Source organism: Cyanobacterium aponinum PCC 10605 (assembly GCF_000317675.1).
In the GTDB taxonomy this organism is placed as follows: Bacteria; Cyanobacteriota; Cyanobacteriia; order Cyanobacteriales; family Cyanobacteriaceae; genus PCC-10605.
On the sequence record NC_019776.1, the window covers coordinates 3,604,098 to 3,620,013 of the forward strand.

Below are 15,916 nucleotides of genomic sequence, written 5' to 3' on the forward strand. Positions count from 1 at the left end.
TTAGGTTTTTTTACTTATATAGCCTAGGTTAGTGACATCATAATCATATATCCACGCAGTTTTAAGATTGATTAAATTAGAATTTACCGTCACTGCCAAGCCTAATGCAATATCACGAGCGATCGCACTTATGCCTGTAGCGTGGAATATGTCAGCGTTTTTTCGTGATGTTTGTTGAACTTTAGTCGCTCTTTCTTGGCGTAATTGTTGATATTTGAATAAGGCGGTTTCTATCTTTGTTTCCAGAGACAAACAATTTGCTAAAACATAAGCATCCTCGATAGCCATTCCTGCTCCTTGGGCTTGAAATGGTAACATAGGATGAGCGGCATCCCCTAACAGAGTTACTTTTCCTTTTGACCAATAGGGTAGGGGTTGATGGGTGAATAAGCCCCATTTATAACAGGTTTCCTCCGTTTTGCCTAAATCTTGCAAAATTTCATCAAGTAAGGGTGATTTATTCCCAAAACGTTGCCAAATTTCTTGTTTATCCGCAGTAATAGCCCACCCCTCCTCCTGCCAATTTTTTTCTCTTACCACTAACACTAAATTTAACCAACACTTCCCTATCTGTTTATTTTCATTAGGATAAGCAACAACATGATGATTTTTCCCCATCCAAACGGTAGCTTTGCCCCATAAAGGTCGATATTTTTCAGAAAATGGCAAAATTGCCCTAAATGCAAAATAACCTGAGTATTTCGCCTCATAATTGGGAAATAAGGACTTTCTAAGATGCGATCGCACTCCATCTGCTCCGATTAAAGCCTTAGCAGAATACTTTTGAGGATCATTTTCAAGGCTAAAATATAAGCTCTCTTCCTCTTGGTGATAATCTGTTAACCGTTGGCAAAAATGAATTCTACTTTTATCTTCAATAGAATCATATAGTAACTGGTGCAAATCTGCTCGGCGACATTGATAGTAAGGAATTGTTTGATTTAATTGCCAAGACGCAATTTCCCTATCAGAATCAAAAGACTTTAACTGAAAACCATAACAACGATGAGAAATGGCTTCTAACTCCTTATCTAATCCTAATTGTTGAAAAACTCGAACCACATTGGGACTAATTTGCAAACCATAGCCTAGAGCCTCAAAAGACTTTGCCTGTTCATATAATTGAAAATCAATTCTCTTTAACTGTAAAGCACGAGCCAGAGTTAATCCCCCAATACCCCCACCAATAATAATAATTTCCTTTTCCATAGCCTCTTACAAGATAAATTCTTTCACCCGACACCTGACACCTTTTCAATTCAACACCGATAATTTTATATTAGACATCTCCAGAACTTATTTTTAATTTTTTGTAGTTAGGGCTTGGTTCCCTTAAAATACCTCTTGTTGGAGGTATCTATTGAACTCAGATTAGTTGTAATTCATCTTCTCAGAGTTTTAATAGTTTGTAGAGTGAAACTAGCGGTTTCCTTAATTTCCTCAAAAGTGTTAAAACGTCCAATGCCAAATCGTAACGAAGCCCTTGCCAACTCATCGGAATACCCCAAAGCCTTTAAAACATGAGAAGGTTTAGTGGATGTTGAAGAACAAGCAGAACCAGATGACACGGCAATTTGAGACTGTAATGCTAATAATAATGCAGATCCATTTACTCCCTCAACACTAATATTTAAATTTCCTGCTAATCGTTGATTTAAGTCTCCATTTAAGTAAATACCATCTAATTGCTTTAATTCTTGCCACAGATAATCTCTTAAATTTTTTTGTCTTTGATTTTCTTGCTCCATCTCTTTTAGAGCGATGTTTATCGCTTCAGCAAAACCCACTATTTGCGGTGTACATAGTGTACCAGATCGATAACCTCTTTCTTGTCCTCCCCCTTGAATTTGAGAGGCGATATTTACTCTGGGATTTTTTGCTCTGATATATAATGCCCCAATTCCTTTTATACCATGAATTTTGTGGGCAGTAAAAGACATTAAATCAACATTCATTTTCTGCACATCAAGGGGAATTTTGCCAATGGCTTGGGCAGAGTCAGTATGAAAAATAACTTCGTTTTCACGACAAATAGCCCCTATTTTTTCTATATCTTGAATTACTCCTATTTCATTATTAGCCGTCATAACTGACACTAAAATAGTATCTTCTCTGATAGTTTTTGTTAGTAATTCTAAGTTTAATAAACCGTTTTTTTCTACAGGTAGAAAAGTAATCTCAAAACCAAGACTTTGCAAATACTCACAGGGTTCAATGACTGCTCTATGTTCGGTTTCTACTGTAATAATATGTCTGCCTTTCTGAAAATAGGCTTCAGCAACTCCCTTAATAGCTAGATTATTAGCTTCTGTTGCACCACTGGTAAAAATAATTTCCCTTGGTTCAGCATTAATGGCAGATGCGATCGCATCTCTCGCTTTTTTCACCCCCGCCTGAGCCTCCCAACCATAAACATGGGCATTACTAGAAGGATTACCGAAATATTCAGTAAAATAGGGCATCATAGCCTTAATTACTCGTTCATCAACTTGTGTGGTAGCGTGTCCATCTAAATAAATGGGGCGATCGCGCATAAGAGATTTAGTAACCTGAAGATAAAAGTATCAGTTATTATTATAAACAAACAGTTAAAGACGGTTTTCACTATGTGGGAGTAAAAAATTATGGATAGTGCGAATAATGAGAAGATTGTCGGCTACTTCATTGAGGAAGCAAAAGAACATTTAGAAACCATTGAGAAAGGGATTTTAGACCTAGAATCCGCCATCAATGACGAAGAAAGAATTAACGAACTATTTAGGGCGGCCCACTCCATTAAAGGAGGTGCGGCAATGCTCAACTTTACCAGTATCCAAAAAACATCCCACCGTCTCGAAGATGCTTTTAAAATTCTTAGAGATGAAACCATTGAACCAGATTCAACCCTAGAAAGTCTCTTTCTCAAAGCCTACGATATTCTACAAGACTTATTAGAACGTCTCCAAGGACCTTTTGGCTTGTCTGAGGATGAAGGAGAAGAGATAATGAAAGAAGCCGAACCCCATTTTGTTGAATTACTTAACTACATTGAGCAATTAGTGGCAGGAGAAAGCCCCGATGTTCAAAAGATTACCTCTGCCTCTGTCCGCTCTTCCACTCCGTCTTTAACGGCAATTCCTAGCGATGAGATTACGATGCAGGTTAGGCAAATTTTACAGCAAATGCTTGTGATTTTCAAACAGGATGCCACCCCCAATAATCGACAACAATTGCAGGGAATGTGTGATAAATTAGTGAAACTAGCTCCAGCAGAAAACGGTTGGCAAAATCTTCTTAAGTGTGCCAGACTCGCCATTGGCAACCCAAAACATTCCTATCGTTTGTTAGCTCCAGTCATCATCAAAGAAGTAAAATTAGCAGGAGACTGCCTAGAAGTAGGAAAAGGCTCGGAAATAACACCATCTCAGGGCTTAGAACAATTAGCTCATTCTAAATTACCACAGGTTTTAGTCACCGTTGACCCTGTAATTGCCGCCGAAACCATTCACAAGGTATTTAATCCAGAGCAAATTTCCAAACTGGTGAATTTATTACAAGCTAAGTAAGCGGGCAAGGGGCAATAATTTGAGTTAGGAGTTAGGAGTTAGATAAAAAAGAAATTTCCCGTAATGGTTGAATATATTCAACCCCTGCCACCCTAAGCCCCTACTTCCCCCGCTCTCCCTCTCCCTCTCCCCTCATCTCCTCATCTCCTCATCCCCCTAACATCCTGCAACCTGACACCTGAAACCTGAAACCTGAAACCCGATACCTGAAATCTGACACCTCTTTCCGAACTTTCAACCCCTAATTATTTCTTGATTTTCTTCGCCATATTACGGAACATATCCATATTGGTATCAGTATTACGGCGTTGATCTGAAAAACTGGGGGATGATTCTGTATTATTGCTAGTGGAAGGAGTAGAATTGATATTGGAAGAACTATTAGAGCCACCAAATTGATTGGGGTTTTTCTTCGCCATTTTTGTGGAAGATACTTCTTGTACTAATTCTCCACCGCTAGGATTACTCGCAGTTTTGGGGAAAGTTCTTCTTACAGTTTTAGATTTGCGCATATAGTCAATATCTCCGAAAGTTTTTGCAGAATCGGGATCTAAGAAATACGCATCTTTAGGTTGAGCGGGTTGAGAGGGTTGGGGATTACTATTTTTCCTACCAAATAAGCCGAATAAACCAGCCATGAAATTATTACTCCTTTAGTTATTATTAATTTTTATGAAATTATTAGTTAAGAATTATAACAGATTATTACTTATATGAATTTTTTTTAAGAAATAAAAAGTAATTTTCAGAAAGAGTCGAACTATGTCAATTGTTATTTGATTTCATCTTTTTGGAATTTGATTATGATCAGAACTAGAAAGATAAATTTCTGAGGTAAAAATTATGAGTGATAATGTCAATAATCAACAAAAAAATCAAGAATCTTCCCCCGACAAAAATGTTTTTGCACCTTCTGAAACTGTTGAAACAAAAGAGTCAGGCAATTTATTTAATCAGATTAAATCTTTTATTTTTAGTTGGCAATTAAAAGTAATTATAGCTGCGATCGCACTTATATCGTCTTTATGGGTTATTTTCTTTTGGAAACATATCATTGCTTTACAGAGTTTAAAAGGATGGGCAAATCATGCTCAAGCAGAGGCGATCGATTGTATGATGCAAGATAGTAATGATGATAAATATATCAGTTGTAGTGCAAAATTAGATAATCAAATAGTGCCTCTGGAGTGTGGTACAAGTTTATTTAATATGGGGTGCAGAGTTAACTATGGTAGTGCTTCTCCCTCTGTGAAATTACAAGAAAAATCTATTGCAAACTAAAAAAATCGAGAATGAATAGAGAAAAACTAGCATTAGGGAATCTAAATTTAGCTTATTTAGAGTGGAAAAATCAAGGATTATTAGAGGGAAAATCACAAAATATACTGTTGTTACATGGCATGGCTGATAATTGCTTAGTTTGGCAAAAATTAGGAGAATTTTTATCAACAAATAATAGGAATTATCATATTATCGCCCCTGATTTAAGAGGTCATGGAGATAGCAGTAAACCAAAAACAGGATATTTTAAAGATGATTATTTAGAGGATTTATCAAAAATTTATCAACATTTTAACTGGCAAAAAGCCCATATAATTGCTCACTCTTGGAGTGCAAAAATAGCTTGTATTTGGGCAACACAAAATCCTCAATTATGTCAAAGTTTAACCCTCATAGATCCTTTCTTTATCAACTCTATGCCTTCTTTCTTCAGTCTTACTTTCCCTATTCTTTATAAAGTTCTGCCTTTTCTTAAATTAATGCAGTTATTTCCTGATTATTTATCCATAGAAAAAACAGCAAAAACCCTCAAGCAATATCAAGGTTGGACACCTTGGCAACAAGAAATATTTAACTATGGTATTGAACAAAAAAAAGATGGTTATTGGAGTAGTAAATTTTCTCAAGCCGCTCGTAACGAAATTTTTGAAGATGTCATGAAAGAGAAAGGATTAACAACTAAATTAGACCTACCTAGTTTATTAGTTCTTCCAGAAAAAGGATTAAATCGAACATCATGGCAAATTAGCCCCTATAAACAATATTTGACCAATTTACAGATAGCTAAAGTTAAAGGAAATCATTGGGCTTTTATTGTTGAACCTGATGAATTTAATCAAACTATTAATCAATTTTTACAATCATTACAACTAGAAAAAGACAAAATATAGAATGAAAATTAAGGATAAATATGTATAGCTAACCACAAACAATTACAAACAATTATTAGAAGTAGTGAGTACCTGATGGGGAGTTTGAGCCTGAATAAAAACATAATCTCCTGCCTTGATATTAATCACATTATCATTTATTTTTAATGTTGCCTCTCCTCTAATTAAAATAACCCATTCATCTTGAAGTTGTTTATAAATTTTATTATCGGGCTTTTCACTGCTAACAATTCTTTCGATCGCAATATTACGACATTTCAGAAGTTCTAAAAACTCCTCTCCTTCAACCAAAAAAGGAATATTTTTAAATAAATTCTGGGCTTTATTCATACAAAGAAAAAATATAGTTGCGAAAAAAGTTTATTGTAACCTTAGCTTAACGAAAATTATTCAACTATCTTGTATCAAGTTCGATTAATTACTATAAACCCAAGGATTAACATACTAATAGTTTCTTCGTTATTAAAATAAGATACAATTAAATGTTTGGGGTAAAAAATAAAGCAATACAACTTATGCAATTCATTGATCAAGTTAAAATTGAGGTACAAGCAGGGAAAGGAGGAGATGGGATAGTTGCTTTTCGGAGAGAAAAATATGTACCAGCCGGAGGCCCCGCAGGGGGTAATGGTGGCAGAGGAGGTTCAATTATTCTCAAGGCTGTAAATAGGTTACAAACCCTATTAGACTTTAAATATGCTCGTCATTTTCAGGCGGAAGATGGTAAAAGAGGAGGTCCCAATAATTGCACAGGGGCATCGGGTAAGGATTTAATTTTAGAAGTGCCTTGTGGTACGATGGTCTATGATTTAGAAACCGATGAATTGATTGTTGATTTAGTAGATAATGAACAAACCTTCGTCATTGCGAAGGGAGGCAAAGGGGGCTTAGGTAATAAGCATTTTCTGAGTAACAGTAATCGAGCCCCAGAGTATGCTTTACCCGGTTTAGAGGGGGATTACAGACAGTTAAGGTTAGAATTGAAGTTACTAGCGGAAGTTGGCATTATTGGGCTTCCTAATGCGGGTAAATCCACTTTAATTTCTGCTTTATCCTCGGCACGTCCTAAAATTGCTGATTATCCTTTCACTACTTTAGTACCCAATTTGGGGGTTGTGCGTAAACCGACGGGAGATGGTACAGTTTTTGCGGATATTCCGGGGTTAATTGAAGGGGCTTCCCTGGGGATTGGTTTGGGTCATGATTTTTTAAGACACATTGAGCGCACGAGAGTTTTATTACATCTGGTTGATATTAATAGTGATGATCCACTCCATGACTATAATATTATTCAAAACGAATTACAAGCCTATGACAAAGGATTGGGCGATCGCCCTCAAATTATTGGCTTAAATAAGATAGATACTTTGGACGATAGTCGTCAAAATGAGATTATAGAAGAATTTAAAACAGTAACAAAAGATCCTATTTTTCTTATTTCTGCTGTAACACAAAAAGGATGCGATCGCCTTTTACAAGCTATTTGGGATCAACTAGACTCTTTGCACCAGTAGAGTAATTAGTAGGAGGTTAAGGAAGACGAGTTTGGGGTTAGGTTTCAGGTGGTAGGGGAAATATATTCAACTCTTACGGTGTTGAGGGGATGGGGTGATGAGGGGAGAGGGAGACAAGGTGTCAGGTTTCAGGTTGCAGGTGTTGGAGAAAGTAATAAGTAACGAGTAATGGGTAATGAGTGTTCGGAGTTATTAATTATTAATTATTCACTATTCACTATTCACTATTCACTATTCACTATTCACTATTTACCTTTGCCCGTTGCCTACCCTAACCAAAAAATTTATATCGAACTTGAGTTAACTAAAACACTTTTAAGCAACGTCTAACTAAAATTAATTATTAATAAACATTAAAAATACATCACTAAAATCCTTTTTATTAAAGGCTTGATGAGTTTTTCTTAGCCAATTAAAAGTATAGGAATTAATAGCTTTAAACTGTTGCTCAGTGGACTCTTGATGATAAGGTGTTAAAACATTAGAAGCAATATTTAAACTTTTCTCAGCTAGTTCTAAATAAAGGGCATTTTCCTTTTGAATACTACTAATTTTTATTAGACTTTTATACAAATCTTTCAGATATTCTATATCTTGTTTTCGCACATCTATTGAATAAGAGTTACTACCTAAATTAAATTTTATTTCTATATCTAAATCAACAGTACCAGCCGTTTCTAATTTAATATCGCTGAAATGATTATTTTTGTAACTATATCTTTTTAATAAACGTTTTTTGCTAGTTGCAGAAGTTCCATCAAGATGAATTAAAGCGTAGTTTGTAAAGCAATATTCATCACTTTGAGATTTGATTAGGAAATAAATTTTTTCCCCATCTTCGTGTAAAACGTAATCATCAGAGGCTACTTTATCATAATCTTTAGGGGAAATTACTTGACCAATATCACTTAAACCGAGTACATCTGAAGCAACTTTTTTAAACATTTTTTTCCTGAATTTAATGACTATTGTGATTGAAATTTATCTTCATTCTAAGAAATAATAGTAAGGAAAAATATAACCTTAATATTAAAAAATAATAAATATAATGTCTGAGTTAAGAAAAGCCGTTCAAGAACTTTATAACACATATCCTTTTCCTCCTGACCCTTTACTTGATGAACCACCGACTGGTTATAATTGGCGTTGGCACTATCAATCAGCTTATAATTTTTGTACTGGCATTAAACCTGATAACGACAAAATCCGTATTTTAGATGCAGGTTGTGGTACAGGTTCTGGTACAGAGTACTTAATTTTACATAATCCCTACGCAGAAATAATTGCTATCGACATCAGCGAAAATGCTTTAGCTACGGCACAGAAACGCTTGGAGAAATCAGGAGTTTTAGCTAATTTTCACGGTAGTATAACTTTTAAACAGTTACCTATTGAGTCGGCAGTTACGTTAGAGGGACATTTTGATTTAATTAATTGTGTGGGTGTATTACATCATTTACCAGATCCCAAGGCGGGTATTAAAGCCCTAGGGGAAAAGTTGGCAGAGGGTGGGATTATGCACATTTTCGTCTATGGGGAGTTAGGTAGATGGGAAATTCAATTAATGCAAAAAGCGATCGCACTTTTACAAAATGATAAGATAGGAGACTATAAGGATGGAGTAAAAGTAGGGAGAGAAATATTTGCTACTTTACCAGAAAATAATCGTTTAGTGAAACGAGAAAAAGAAAGATGGCAGTGGGAAAATCAAAGGGATGAATGTTTTGCAGATATGTATGTCCATCCTTGCGAAACAGATTACAATATTGATACTTTATTCGATTTTATTCATAGTTCGAGTTTAGAATTTATTGGTTTTTCCAATCCTGATATATGGCAAATTGAGAGACTCATCGGCAAAAATCCTGACTTAATGAGTCGAGCAGAAAATCTCAACCCTATACAACGTTATCGTTTAATTGAATTACTTGATCCTGAGTCTATCACCCACTATGAATTTTTCTTAGCTAAACCTCCTTTACCAAAGTATGATTGGCAGGATGATGAGTTGTTAGGAAAGGCTAAACCAGAATTAAATCCTTGTTTATATGGTTGGGAAAGTAAAAGTTTATTAGACTATCAATTTAAGCCTGTCACCATTGATGATGAGGAGTTTACTTTTATGCAATATTGTGCGAAGAATCCCACCGCCAATTTAACGGTAACAGATATTCTTGGTCAAACTAACTTCACTTTACCACAGGTGCGATCGCTTCTTTCTCAGCAACTAATTATTTTGTCGAACAAATAAAAATGTTTTGGGTATTGAGGAAATGAGATTTCAGGTGTCAGGTTTCAGGTTGCAGGTGTAAGGTGTTGGGGAATGGGGGATAAAGGGGGGTTTGCCTGTTACCCCTTCAACTTTGCCTTTTTTTAATTCAAAATTTTCAACCTCCTTTCTGTCCATTTGAAGATAAAAGAAGATAAGGTTGTTAAACATAGATAAACTAAAGCAACGGTAATATATACAGCAAAAGACTGGTAAGTAGTTGCCACAATTAACTGCCCTTGTCTGAATAACTCAGCAAAACCAATTACTGCCACTAAACTGGTATCCTTAATCAAAGTGATAAATTCATTCCCTAAAGGCGGTAAAATTCTTCGGAATGCTTGAGGTAAAATAACCTCTTTCATCGTTTGCCAATAATTCATTCCTAGAGACTCACAGGCTTCCCACTGCCCCGAATCAATGGATTCTATTCCGCCCCTAATAATTTCTGCTAGATAGGCAGTCACATTTAAACTTAAAGCAATAATTGCGGCAGGAAACCTTTGTAAACTCCAAGATAGCCCAATACCTTGAAAAAAGGCAGGTAATCCAAAATAAATAATAAACAATTGTACTAACATGGGTGTACCTCGGAAAAACTCAACATATATGCGCAATATGGTTTTAAGAATTTTTCTTCGGGAAATTAAACCAAAAGCGATTAACGAACCACCAATTAAGCCAAAGAAGATAGAAAAGGATGTTAAAGTAATGGTAACTAACGCCCCTTGAGGCAGTTTTTGTATTAATAGTAAGGCTAGGGGTTGATTTGTTAAATTAGGATTATTTTGAGTGTTATTACTGCTAGAATTAGCACTAGCGATCAATGAAGGGGCTATTATCGGTAAGTTTGTTGGTTCTCCTGAAAACCATTTCCTATAAATTGCGTTATAGTTTCCGTTGCGTAAAATTTCATACAAACCATAGTTAATCAAAGCCACTTTGTCAGAATTATTGGGTAAGATTATTCCATAGTATTCTTCTTCTTCAACTGTTCCCACAATTTTTATTTTCTGTAAACCTGCATCTTTTATGGCATAAAGAGTCACAGGAGTATCGTTTAACACTGCATCTACTTTGCCATTGACTAATTCTTGTAATGCCAATACCGCAGAATCAAAGGTAATGACTTGGGCATTGGGGATTTTTGAAGCTGCGATCGCACCTGTAGTACCTATAGCAACAGCAATTTTTTTTCCTTTTAAATCATCATAATTTTTAATGACCTCATTACTTTGTTGCACGGCGATGGCTAATCCTGCCTTAAAATAAGGACTAGAAAAACGAACGGATTTTGCCCTTTCAGGGGTAATAGTAATACCACCAATGGCCGCATCAATGGTATTAGACTGTAAAGCAGGAATTAACCCATCAAAAGGCATAGACTCAAAAACAATATTTAAACCCACCTCCTTGCCAATCGCATTCATCAAATCAATATCAAAACCCTCTAAACCATTACCCGTTGCTGAAGGCATTTCCAAAGGGGGAAAAGTCGGCTCTGTGCCTACAGTAAAAGATATAGACTCATTGGCAAAAGATTTTTTCTCAAAAGGGTTAAAGGTAGTCAATAATATACAAACAAAAATCAGAAATCCAAATATAATTACTTTAGATTTTCGGTGGCGAAAAAAATACTTGAGCATACTATATTAGTTTATTATCGGAAAATTCCATCTTATGACGAAATCCTCTTTGCCAATCATTATCTGTGAAAATCTCCATAAAAGTTATGGTACTTTAGAAGTCTTAAAAGGTGTTAATGTTCAATTTCATCAGGGGGATGTGGTGTCAATTATCGGACCTTCAGGTTGCGGTAAAACTACATTTATTCGTTGTTTAAATCGTCTTGAAAGTGTTACATCTGGTACTTTACAAGTCATGGGTATTGATATTTCAGATCATACTATCAGCAATAATAAACTGCGTCAGCTAAGAAGTAAAGTAAGTATGGTTTTTCAACATTTTAATTTATTTCCTCACCTGACAATTTTAGATAACCTCACACTAGCACCCCAAAAAGTATTAAAAAAATCCCCACAAGAAGCAAAAGAAATGGCTCTGCACTACCTTGATAAAGTGGGATTATCTAGCAAAGCTAATTTTTATCCTCAACAACTTTCTGGGGGGCAAAAACAAAGAGTTGCTATTTCCCGCAGTTTATGTATGCAACCGGATATTATTCTATTTGATGAACCTACCAGCGCTTTAGACCCAGAATTAGTAGGCGAAGTTCTTACTACTATGAGACAATTGGCAGAAGAAGGAATGACAATGATTGTCGTTACCCATGAAATGCAATTTGCTAGAGATGTTTCTAACTTAGTCTTATTCTTTAATCAAGGAATTATAGAAGAAATGGGGAATCCCCATCAAATTTTTTCTCAACCAAAAAGTGATCGTCTTAAAACTTTTTTAAAGCGGACTAATTTTTAAATAACTTGTGTTCAATACAAAATTTTCGATAGTATAAATTTGTCAGGAGTAGAGTGTTAGGTTAATGTTTCAAAAATTAATGAAATGAGTAAAAATAATAAAAAATATTATGTTGTTTGGCAAGGTAGAAAAACAGGTATTTTTAATACATGGAAAGAATGTGAGCAACAAGTTATCAATTTTAGTGGAGCTAGATATAAGTCTTATAAAACTCTTTTAGAAGCAGAAAGTGCTTTTAATTCTCAAGGAAATACTACAGTAAAATCTTTACAAAACAGCAGAAACTTAAATAAACTTAGCCAAGAAAAATTAACCCCTTCTTCTATCATTATCGATAGTATTTGTGTTGATGCTTCTTGTTTAGGTAATCCGGGTATAGTAGAATATCGAGGAGTTGATACTAAAACCCATGAGGAAATTTTCCACAAAAGTCCTATGAATAATGGCACTAATAATTTAGGCGAATTTTTAGCTATTGTTCACGGTTTAGCGTATCTCAAGAAACAAAATAAAAATATACCTATTTACTCCGATTCTCGCACAGCTATTTCGTGGGTGAAAAATAAAAAAATCAAAACAACTTTAATAAGGAATTCAAGTAATGAAGAAATATTTAACTTAGTAGATAGAGCTTTAGAATGGTTATCAAATAATAGTTATCCTAATAAAATTTTGAAATGGAATAGTAAAGAATGGGGAGAAATTCCTGCGGATTTTGGCAGAAAATAAATGGGCATTGATGATTTGAGCTATAATTTTTTGAAGAAGAAAAGTGGCTCTCTTACTTCTCATCGTGTCAATTATTGCTTAGGAAACAGGGTTTTTTCATTCTCAAAAATGTCAATTTTTGAAACTAACAAATAACCTCAGTTCGGTTTAAGAATTTCCGATAAGGTTAGGTGTCAGGTGTCAGGTTGCAGGTTGCAGGTGGTAGGGGTTTTTAGCAAGGGGCTTTCTTCTGACCTAGGCAAGGGGCTTAAGCCCCTTGTTTAAGTCAGTTCGGATTAAGGCAATTTTATCGTTATTTCTAAGAAGCTATAAGGTTTTTTGACTACGAGTTGGTCTGCTTTCAGCTTATCCAAAACTCAGGTTAACAAATAGTAACAGATACAGGAGTTTTTAAGTATTAATTAATCAATTATTAAGAAAAAACGCCCCCCTCTACTGTGGGAGAGGGGTTGGGGGTGAGGGCAAGATGATTTTGCCCTGACTTTGAAAAAACCCTGCTTAGGAAAAGGTTTCATGTGTCAGGTGAAATAAAAACTGTTAATTTATAAAAAATTCATTTTTGTCATAATTTGTCCCATATATTATAAGGTTTATAGTAGGAGAAAAACTAAAAGTTTATAGATTATTATTTAATAGCCGCCCATTGCCTACCTTAACCGACAATGTTATATCAAACTCAGGTGAACTTTTAACTCGGATTGACCATTAGTCCTGAAATGCTTAATAATAAGGTTTGGATTAGTAAGAGAAAAAGAAGTTTATGTTAAGAGCGGGAATTGTTGGATTACCAAATGTGGGCAAATCAACCCTTTTTAACGCTGTGGTAGCCAATGCAAAAGCTACGGCGGCAAATTTTCCATTTTGTACCATTGAACCGAATGTGGGGGTTGTAGCTGTGCCTGATGAGCGTTTGGAAGTCTTGGCAAAATTGTCTAAATCCCAAAAAATAGTTCCTACCCGTATTGAGTTTGTGGATATTGCAGGTTTAGTGAAAGGGGCAAGTAAAGGAGAAGGATTAGGTAATCAATTCTTAGCTAATATTAGAGAAGTCGATGCGATCGTCCATGTGGTAAGATGTTTTGATGATGATGATATTATCCATGTTTCTGGTTCTGTTGATCCTCTCCGTGATATGGATGTAATTAATTTGGAGTTATCTTTAGCGGATTTATCTCAGGTAGAAAAACGCCTTGAGAGACAGAGAAAACAGGCTAAAAAGGAGAAAGAGGCAGGAGAAGAAGTGGAAATTTTAGAGAAAATTTTGCCCATACTCAATGAGGGTAAACCTGCCCGTTTAGTGGAATTAACACAGGAAGAAAAAGCGATTATCAAACCTCTAGGATTATTGACTGCAAAACCTGTTATTTATGCGGCAAATGTTAGTGATGAAGATTTAGCAACAGGTAACGACTGGGTAAATCAAGTTAAGCAACAAGCAGAAACAGAAAATGCTAAGGTGGTGATAATTTCTGCACAAGTGGAATCTGAATTGGTGGAATTATCTCCCGAAGAAAAAACCGAGTTTTTAGAATCTTTAGGGGTTAGTGAAGGTGGTTTGCAGTCTTTAATTCAAGCTACTTATGATTTACTGGGATTGCGCACTTATTTAACTACAGGGGAAACAGAAACCCGTGCTTGGACTATTTTAGCGGGTATGACTGCACCTCAAGCGGCGGGGGTGATTCATTCTGATTTTGAAAGAGGTTTTATCCGTGCGGAAACAGTTAGTTATCAAGATTTGGTTGACTGTGGTAGTATGACGGCGGCAAAGGAAAAAGGTTTGGTGCGCTCTGAGGGTAAGGAGTATATTGTACAAGAGGGAGATGTGATGTTATTCCGTTTTAATGTCTGATGAGGAGAAATAGGAGGTTGGAATGTTGGGAAGTGAGGAAAGAGGTTTCACGTTTCAGGTTTTAGGTGTCAGGTGTCAGGAATATGAGAGAAGTAATTATCAACTATTCACTATTCACCATTGCCTATTGCCTCTTGCCTCTTGCCTTGTCTTAATTACTAATTCTTAATTGCCTTTGCCCTTTCATAATTATCTATCATGATTGTTAATGTTTTTTTTTACCTGTAATCTTGGGTGCGATCGCATTTTATGTATATAGTATCTATGGGGTAAAAAGTTTTTTTGAGGAGGAAATAGATATAAATGAAAGTTTCTCCCCTGGCATTTCTATCCTTAAGCCATTATGTGGTTTAGAAGATAATTTAAGGGAAAATTTAACCTCTTTTATTCAACAAAACTACCCTCAATATCAGATTATTTTTTGTGTTAGAGATGTTAATGATCCTGTTATCATTTTAGTACAGGAATTAATCGCTTCTTTTCCAGAAAAAGATTTACAATTAATAGTGTGCGATCGCATCTTTGGCTATAATTATAAAGCTAGTAATTTAGTCAACGGCTTACCTCATTGTGATTATGATTTTATTTTAATTGCAGATAGTGACATAGAAGTTAAAGCAGACTATTTAAAAACCATTATTCAACCTTTTCAAGAAGAAAAAATAGCCGTTGTCACCTGTCTTTATGAATCTATCGGTAATCACCTTGTCTCTATTTTAGAATCCTTAAATATGAGCGGTAATTTCATTCCTAGAGTTATAACCGCAAAAAAATTAGAAGGGGTGAAATTTGCTTTTGGCTCAACGATTGTAATTAGAAAAAAGGTTTTAGAAGAAATTGGTAATTTTGATCAATTAATTAATAATATTGCCGACGATTTTTTATTGGGAAACCTCCCAACAAAATTAGGTTATCAAGTTAAATTAGTGAATTATATAGTTACCCACCATGTAGGAAAAGAAACATTTATAAACTATTTAACTAGGCAAATACGTTGGTTAAAGTGTATTCGAGTTCAGCGTTTTTGGGGTTATATAGGAATGATTTTCACTCAAGGAATTGCCACAAGTACCATATTTCTTTGTATAAGTAACTTTAAATTTTTTGCATTTTTACTATTAATAATTACTTATTTTTTGAGGTTAAATTTAGCCTATCAAGTAGGAATAAAATATTTAAAAAATTCAACCTGTTATCAGTATTTAGGATTAACTATACTTGTTGATTTTATTAACTTATATATATGGATAAAAGCGTTATTTGGTAATCAAATTAAATGGCGTGACAACGAATTTATTGTTAACAAAGATGGAGAATTAAGCAAACGATGTTAATAATGTTTAATCACCTTCTCCCCTTAAAAGAGGAGACATAGAGGGGTTTACCCCTTACCCTTTGAT

Annotated in this window: 15 protein-coding genes; 9 read left to right on the forward strand and 6 right to left on the reverse strand. The window is 35.0% G+C overall.

The genetic code is table 11. The features are described from left to right. Positions 1 to 1,209 (reverse strand): FAD-dependent monooxygenase, encoded by a 1,209-nt coding sequence (locus CYAN10605_RS15115; RefSeq protein WP_015220815.1) that lies wholly within the window; start codon positions 1,207 to 1,209, stop codon positions 1 to 3. 173 nt (positions 1,210 to 1,382) lie between these two features. Beyond that, positions 1,383 to 2,534, reverse strand: coding sequence for a cysteine desulfurase family protein (locus CYAN10605_RS15120; RefSeq protein ID WP_015220816.1), 1,152 nt, complete (start codon positions 2,532 to 2,534; stop codon positions 1,383 to 1,385). 90 nt (positions 2,535 to 2,624) lie between these two features. Here CYAN10605_RS15120 and CYAN10605_RS15125 point away from each other — a divergent pair, with 90 nt between their 5' ends. Next, positions 2,625 to 3,545: an Hpt domain-containing protein gene (locus CYAN10605_RS15125; RefSeq protein WP_015220817.1), complete on the forward strand. Its 921-nt coding sequence runs from the start codon at positions 2,625 to 2,627 to the stop codon at positions 3,543 to 3,545. A gap of 245 nt (positions 3,546 to 3,790) precedes the next feature. Here CYAN10605_RS15125 and CYAN10605_RS15130 read toward each other — a convergent pair whose 3' ends face one another. After that, complete coding sequence (locus CYAN10605_RS15130; protein ID WP_015220818.1) at positions 3,791 to 4,183, reverse strand: hypothetical protein; 393 nt, start codon at positions 4,181 to 4,183, stop codon at positions 3,791 to 3,793. Positions 4,184 to 4,388: 205 nt separating this feature from the next. Between CYAN10605_RS15130 and CYAN10605_RS15135 the strand changes: the two genes are divergently transcribed. Together CYAN10605_RS15135 and CYAN10605_RS15140 are read left to right on the forward strand one after the other, a co-directional pair. After that, a complete protein-coding gene (locus CYAN10605_RS15135) occupies positions 4,389 to 4,826 on the forward strand; it encodes a hypothetical protein (protein ID WP_015220819.1) in 438 nt (145 codons plus the stop codon). A gap of 11 nt (positions 4,827 to 4,837) precedes the next feature. Next, positions 4,838 to 5,716 (forward strand): alpha/beta fold hydrolase, encoded by an 879-nt coding sequence (locus CYAN10605_RS15140; protein ID WP_015220820.1) that lies wholly within the window; start codon positions 4,838 to 4,840, stop codon positions 5,714 to 5,716. A gap of 42 nt (positions 5,717 to 5,758) precedes the next feature. Here CYAN10605_RS15140 and CYAN10605_RS15145 read toward each other — a convergent pair whose 3' ends face one another. Next, positions 5,759 to 6,046 carry a cupin domain-containing protein gene (locus tag CYAN10605_RS15145; protein ID WP_015220821.1) on the reverse strand — a complete coding sequence of 96 codons (288 nt, stop codon included), beginning with the start codon at positions 6,044 to 6,046 and terminating at the stop codon, positions 5,759 to 5,761. A 185-nt stretch (positions 6,047 to 6,231) separates the two neighbouring features. Between CYAN10605_RS15145 and obgE the strand changes: the two genes are divergently transcribed. Further along, entirely contained in the window at positions 6,232 to 7,230 is a 999-nt protein-coding gene (gene obgE, locus CYAN10605_RS15150) for a GTPase ObgE (protein WP_041922944.1), read from the forward strand. A gap of 336 nt (positions 7,231 to 7,566) precedes the next feature. On the opposite strand, the gene CYAN10605_RS15155 is transcribed toward obgE, so the two are convergent. Beyond that, positions 7,567 to 8,175 carry a PH domain-containing protein gene (locus CYAN10605_RS15155; RefSeq protein WP_015220823.1) on the reverse strand — a complete coding sequence of 203 codons (609 nt, stop codon included), beginning with the start codon at positions 8,173 to 8,175 and terminating at the stop codon, positions 7,567 to 7,569. 103 nt (positions 8,176 to 8,278) lie between these two features. Here CYAN10605_RS15155 and CYAN10605_RS15160 point away from each other — a divergent pair, with 103 nt between their 5' ends. Beyond that, positions 8,279 to 9,481 (forward strand): class I SAM-dependent methyltransferase, encoded by a 1,203-nt coding sequence (locus tag CYAN10605_RS15160; RefSeq protein WP_015220824.1) that lies wholly within the window; start codon positions 8,279 to 8,281, stop codon positions 9,479 to 9,481. 122 nt (positions 9,482 to 9,603) lie between these two features. Here the strand turns inward: CYAN10605_RS15160 and CYAN10605_RS15165 are convergent, their stop codons facing one another. Then, positions 9,604 to 11,145 (reverse strand): ABC transporter permease subunit, encoded by a 1,542-nt coding sequence (locus CYAN10605_RS15165; protein WP_015220825.1) that lies wholly within the window; start codon positions 11,143 to 11,145, stop codon positions 9,604 to 9,606. A gap of 34 nt (positions 11,146 to 11,179) precedes the next feature. On the opposite strand from CYAN10605_RS15165, the gene CYAN10605_RS15170 reads away from it, so the two are divergent. The 4 genes from CYAN10605_RS15170 (at position 11,180) to hpnI (ending at position 15,850) form a co-directional block, all read left to right on the forward strand. Beyond that, positions 11,180 to 11,935, forward strand: coding sequence for an amino acid ABC transporter ATP-binding protein (locus CYAN10605_RS15170; protein ID WP_015220826.1), 756 nt, complete (start codon positions 11,180 to 11,182; stop codon positions 11,933 to 11,935). 84 nt (positions 11,936 to 12,019) lie between these two features. After that, entirely contained in the window at positions 12,020 to 12,664 is a 645-nt protein-coding gene (locus tag CYAN10605_RS15175) for a ribonuclease H1 domain-containing protein (protein WP_015220827.1), read from the forward strand. Positions 12,665 to 13,424: 760 nt separating this feature from the next. Then, positions 13,425 to 14,516, forward strand: a complete 1,092-nt coding sequence (gene ychF, locus CYAN10605_RS15180) for a redox-regulated ATPase YchF (RefSeq protein WP_015220828.1) — start codon at positions 13,425 to 13,427, stop codon at positions 14,514 to 14,516. A gap of 230 nt (positions 14,517 to 14,746) precedes the next feature. Next, positions 14,747 to 15,850 (forward strand): bacteriohopanetetrol glucosamine biosynthesis glycosyltransferase HpnI, encoded by a 1,104-nt coding sequence (hpnI, locus tag CYAN10605_RS15185; protein WP_015220829.1) that lies wholly within the window; start codon positions 14,747 to 14,749, stop codon positions 15,848 to 15,850. The last annotated feature ends 66 nt before the right edge of the window (positions 15,851 to 15,916 follow it).

Excerpts from the sequence above, each read along its gene's own strand:
- CYAN10605_RS15145 (WP_015220821.1), bottom strand. The coding sequence starts at position 6,046 with ATGAATAAAGCCCAGAATTTATTTAAAAATATTCCTTTTTTGGTTGAA.
- CYAN10605_RS15120 (WP_015220816.1), bottom strand. The coding sequence starts at position 2,534 with ATGCGCGATCGCCCCATTTATTTAGATGGACACGCTACCACACAAGTT.
- CYAN10605_RS15175 (WP_015220827.1), top strand. The coding sequence starts at position 12,020 with ATGAGTAAAAATAATAAAAAATATTATGTTGTTTGGCAAGGTAGAAAA.
- CYAN10605_RS15165 (WP_015220825.1), bottom strand. The coding sequence starts at position 11,145 with ATGCTCAAGTATTTTTTTCGCCACCGAAAATCTAAAGTAATTATATTT.
- CYAN10605_RS15130 (WP_015220818.1), bottom strand. The coding sequence starts at position 4,183 with ATGGCTGGTTTATTCGGCTTATTTGGTAGGAAAAATAGTAATCCCCAA.
- CYAN10605_RS15170 (WP_015220826.1), top strand. The coding sequence starts at position 11,180 with ATGACGAAATCCTCTTTGCCAATCATTATCTGTGAAAATCTCCATAAA.
- ychF (WP_015220828.1), top strand. The coding sequence starts at position 13,425 with ATGTTAAGAGCGGGAATTGTTGGATTACCAAATGTGGGCAAATCAACC.
- CYAN10605_RS15115 (WP_015220815.1), bottom strand. The coding sequence starts at position 1,209 with ATGGAAAAGGAAATTATTATTATTGGTGGGGGTATTGGGGGATTAACT.
- CYAN10605_RS15160 (WP_015220824.1), top strand. The coding sequence starts at position 8,279 with ATGTCTGAGTTAAGAAAAGCCGTTCAAGAACTTTATAACACATATCCT.
- CYAN10605_RS15125 (WP_015220817.1), top strand. The coding sequence starts at position 2,625 with ATGGATAGTGCGAATAATGAGAAGATTGTCGGCTACTTCATTGAGGAA.
- obgE (WP_041922944.1), top strand. The coding sequence starts at position 6,232 with ATGCAATTCATTGATCAAGTTAAAATTGAGGTACAAGCAGGGAAAGGA.
- CYAN10605_RS15155 (WP_015220823.1), bottom strand. The coding sequence starts at position 8,175 with ATGTTTAAAAAAGTTGCTTCAGATGTACTCGGTTTAAGTGATATTGGT.
- CYAN10605_RS15140 (WP_015220820.1), top strand. The coding sequence starts at position 4,838 with ATGAATAGAGAAAAACTAGCATTAGGGAATCTAAATTTAGCTTATTTA.
- CYAN10605_RS15135 (WP_015220819.1), top strand. The coding sequence starts at position 4,389 with ATGAGTGATAATGTCAATAATCAACAAAAAAATCAAGAATCTTCCCCC.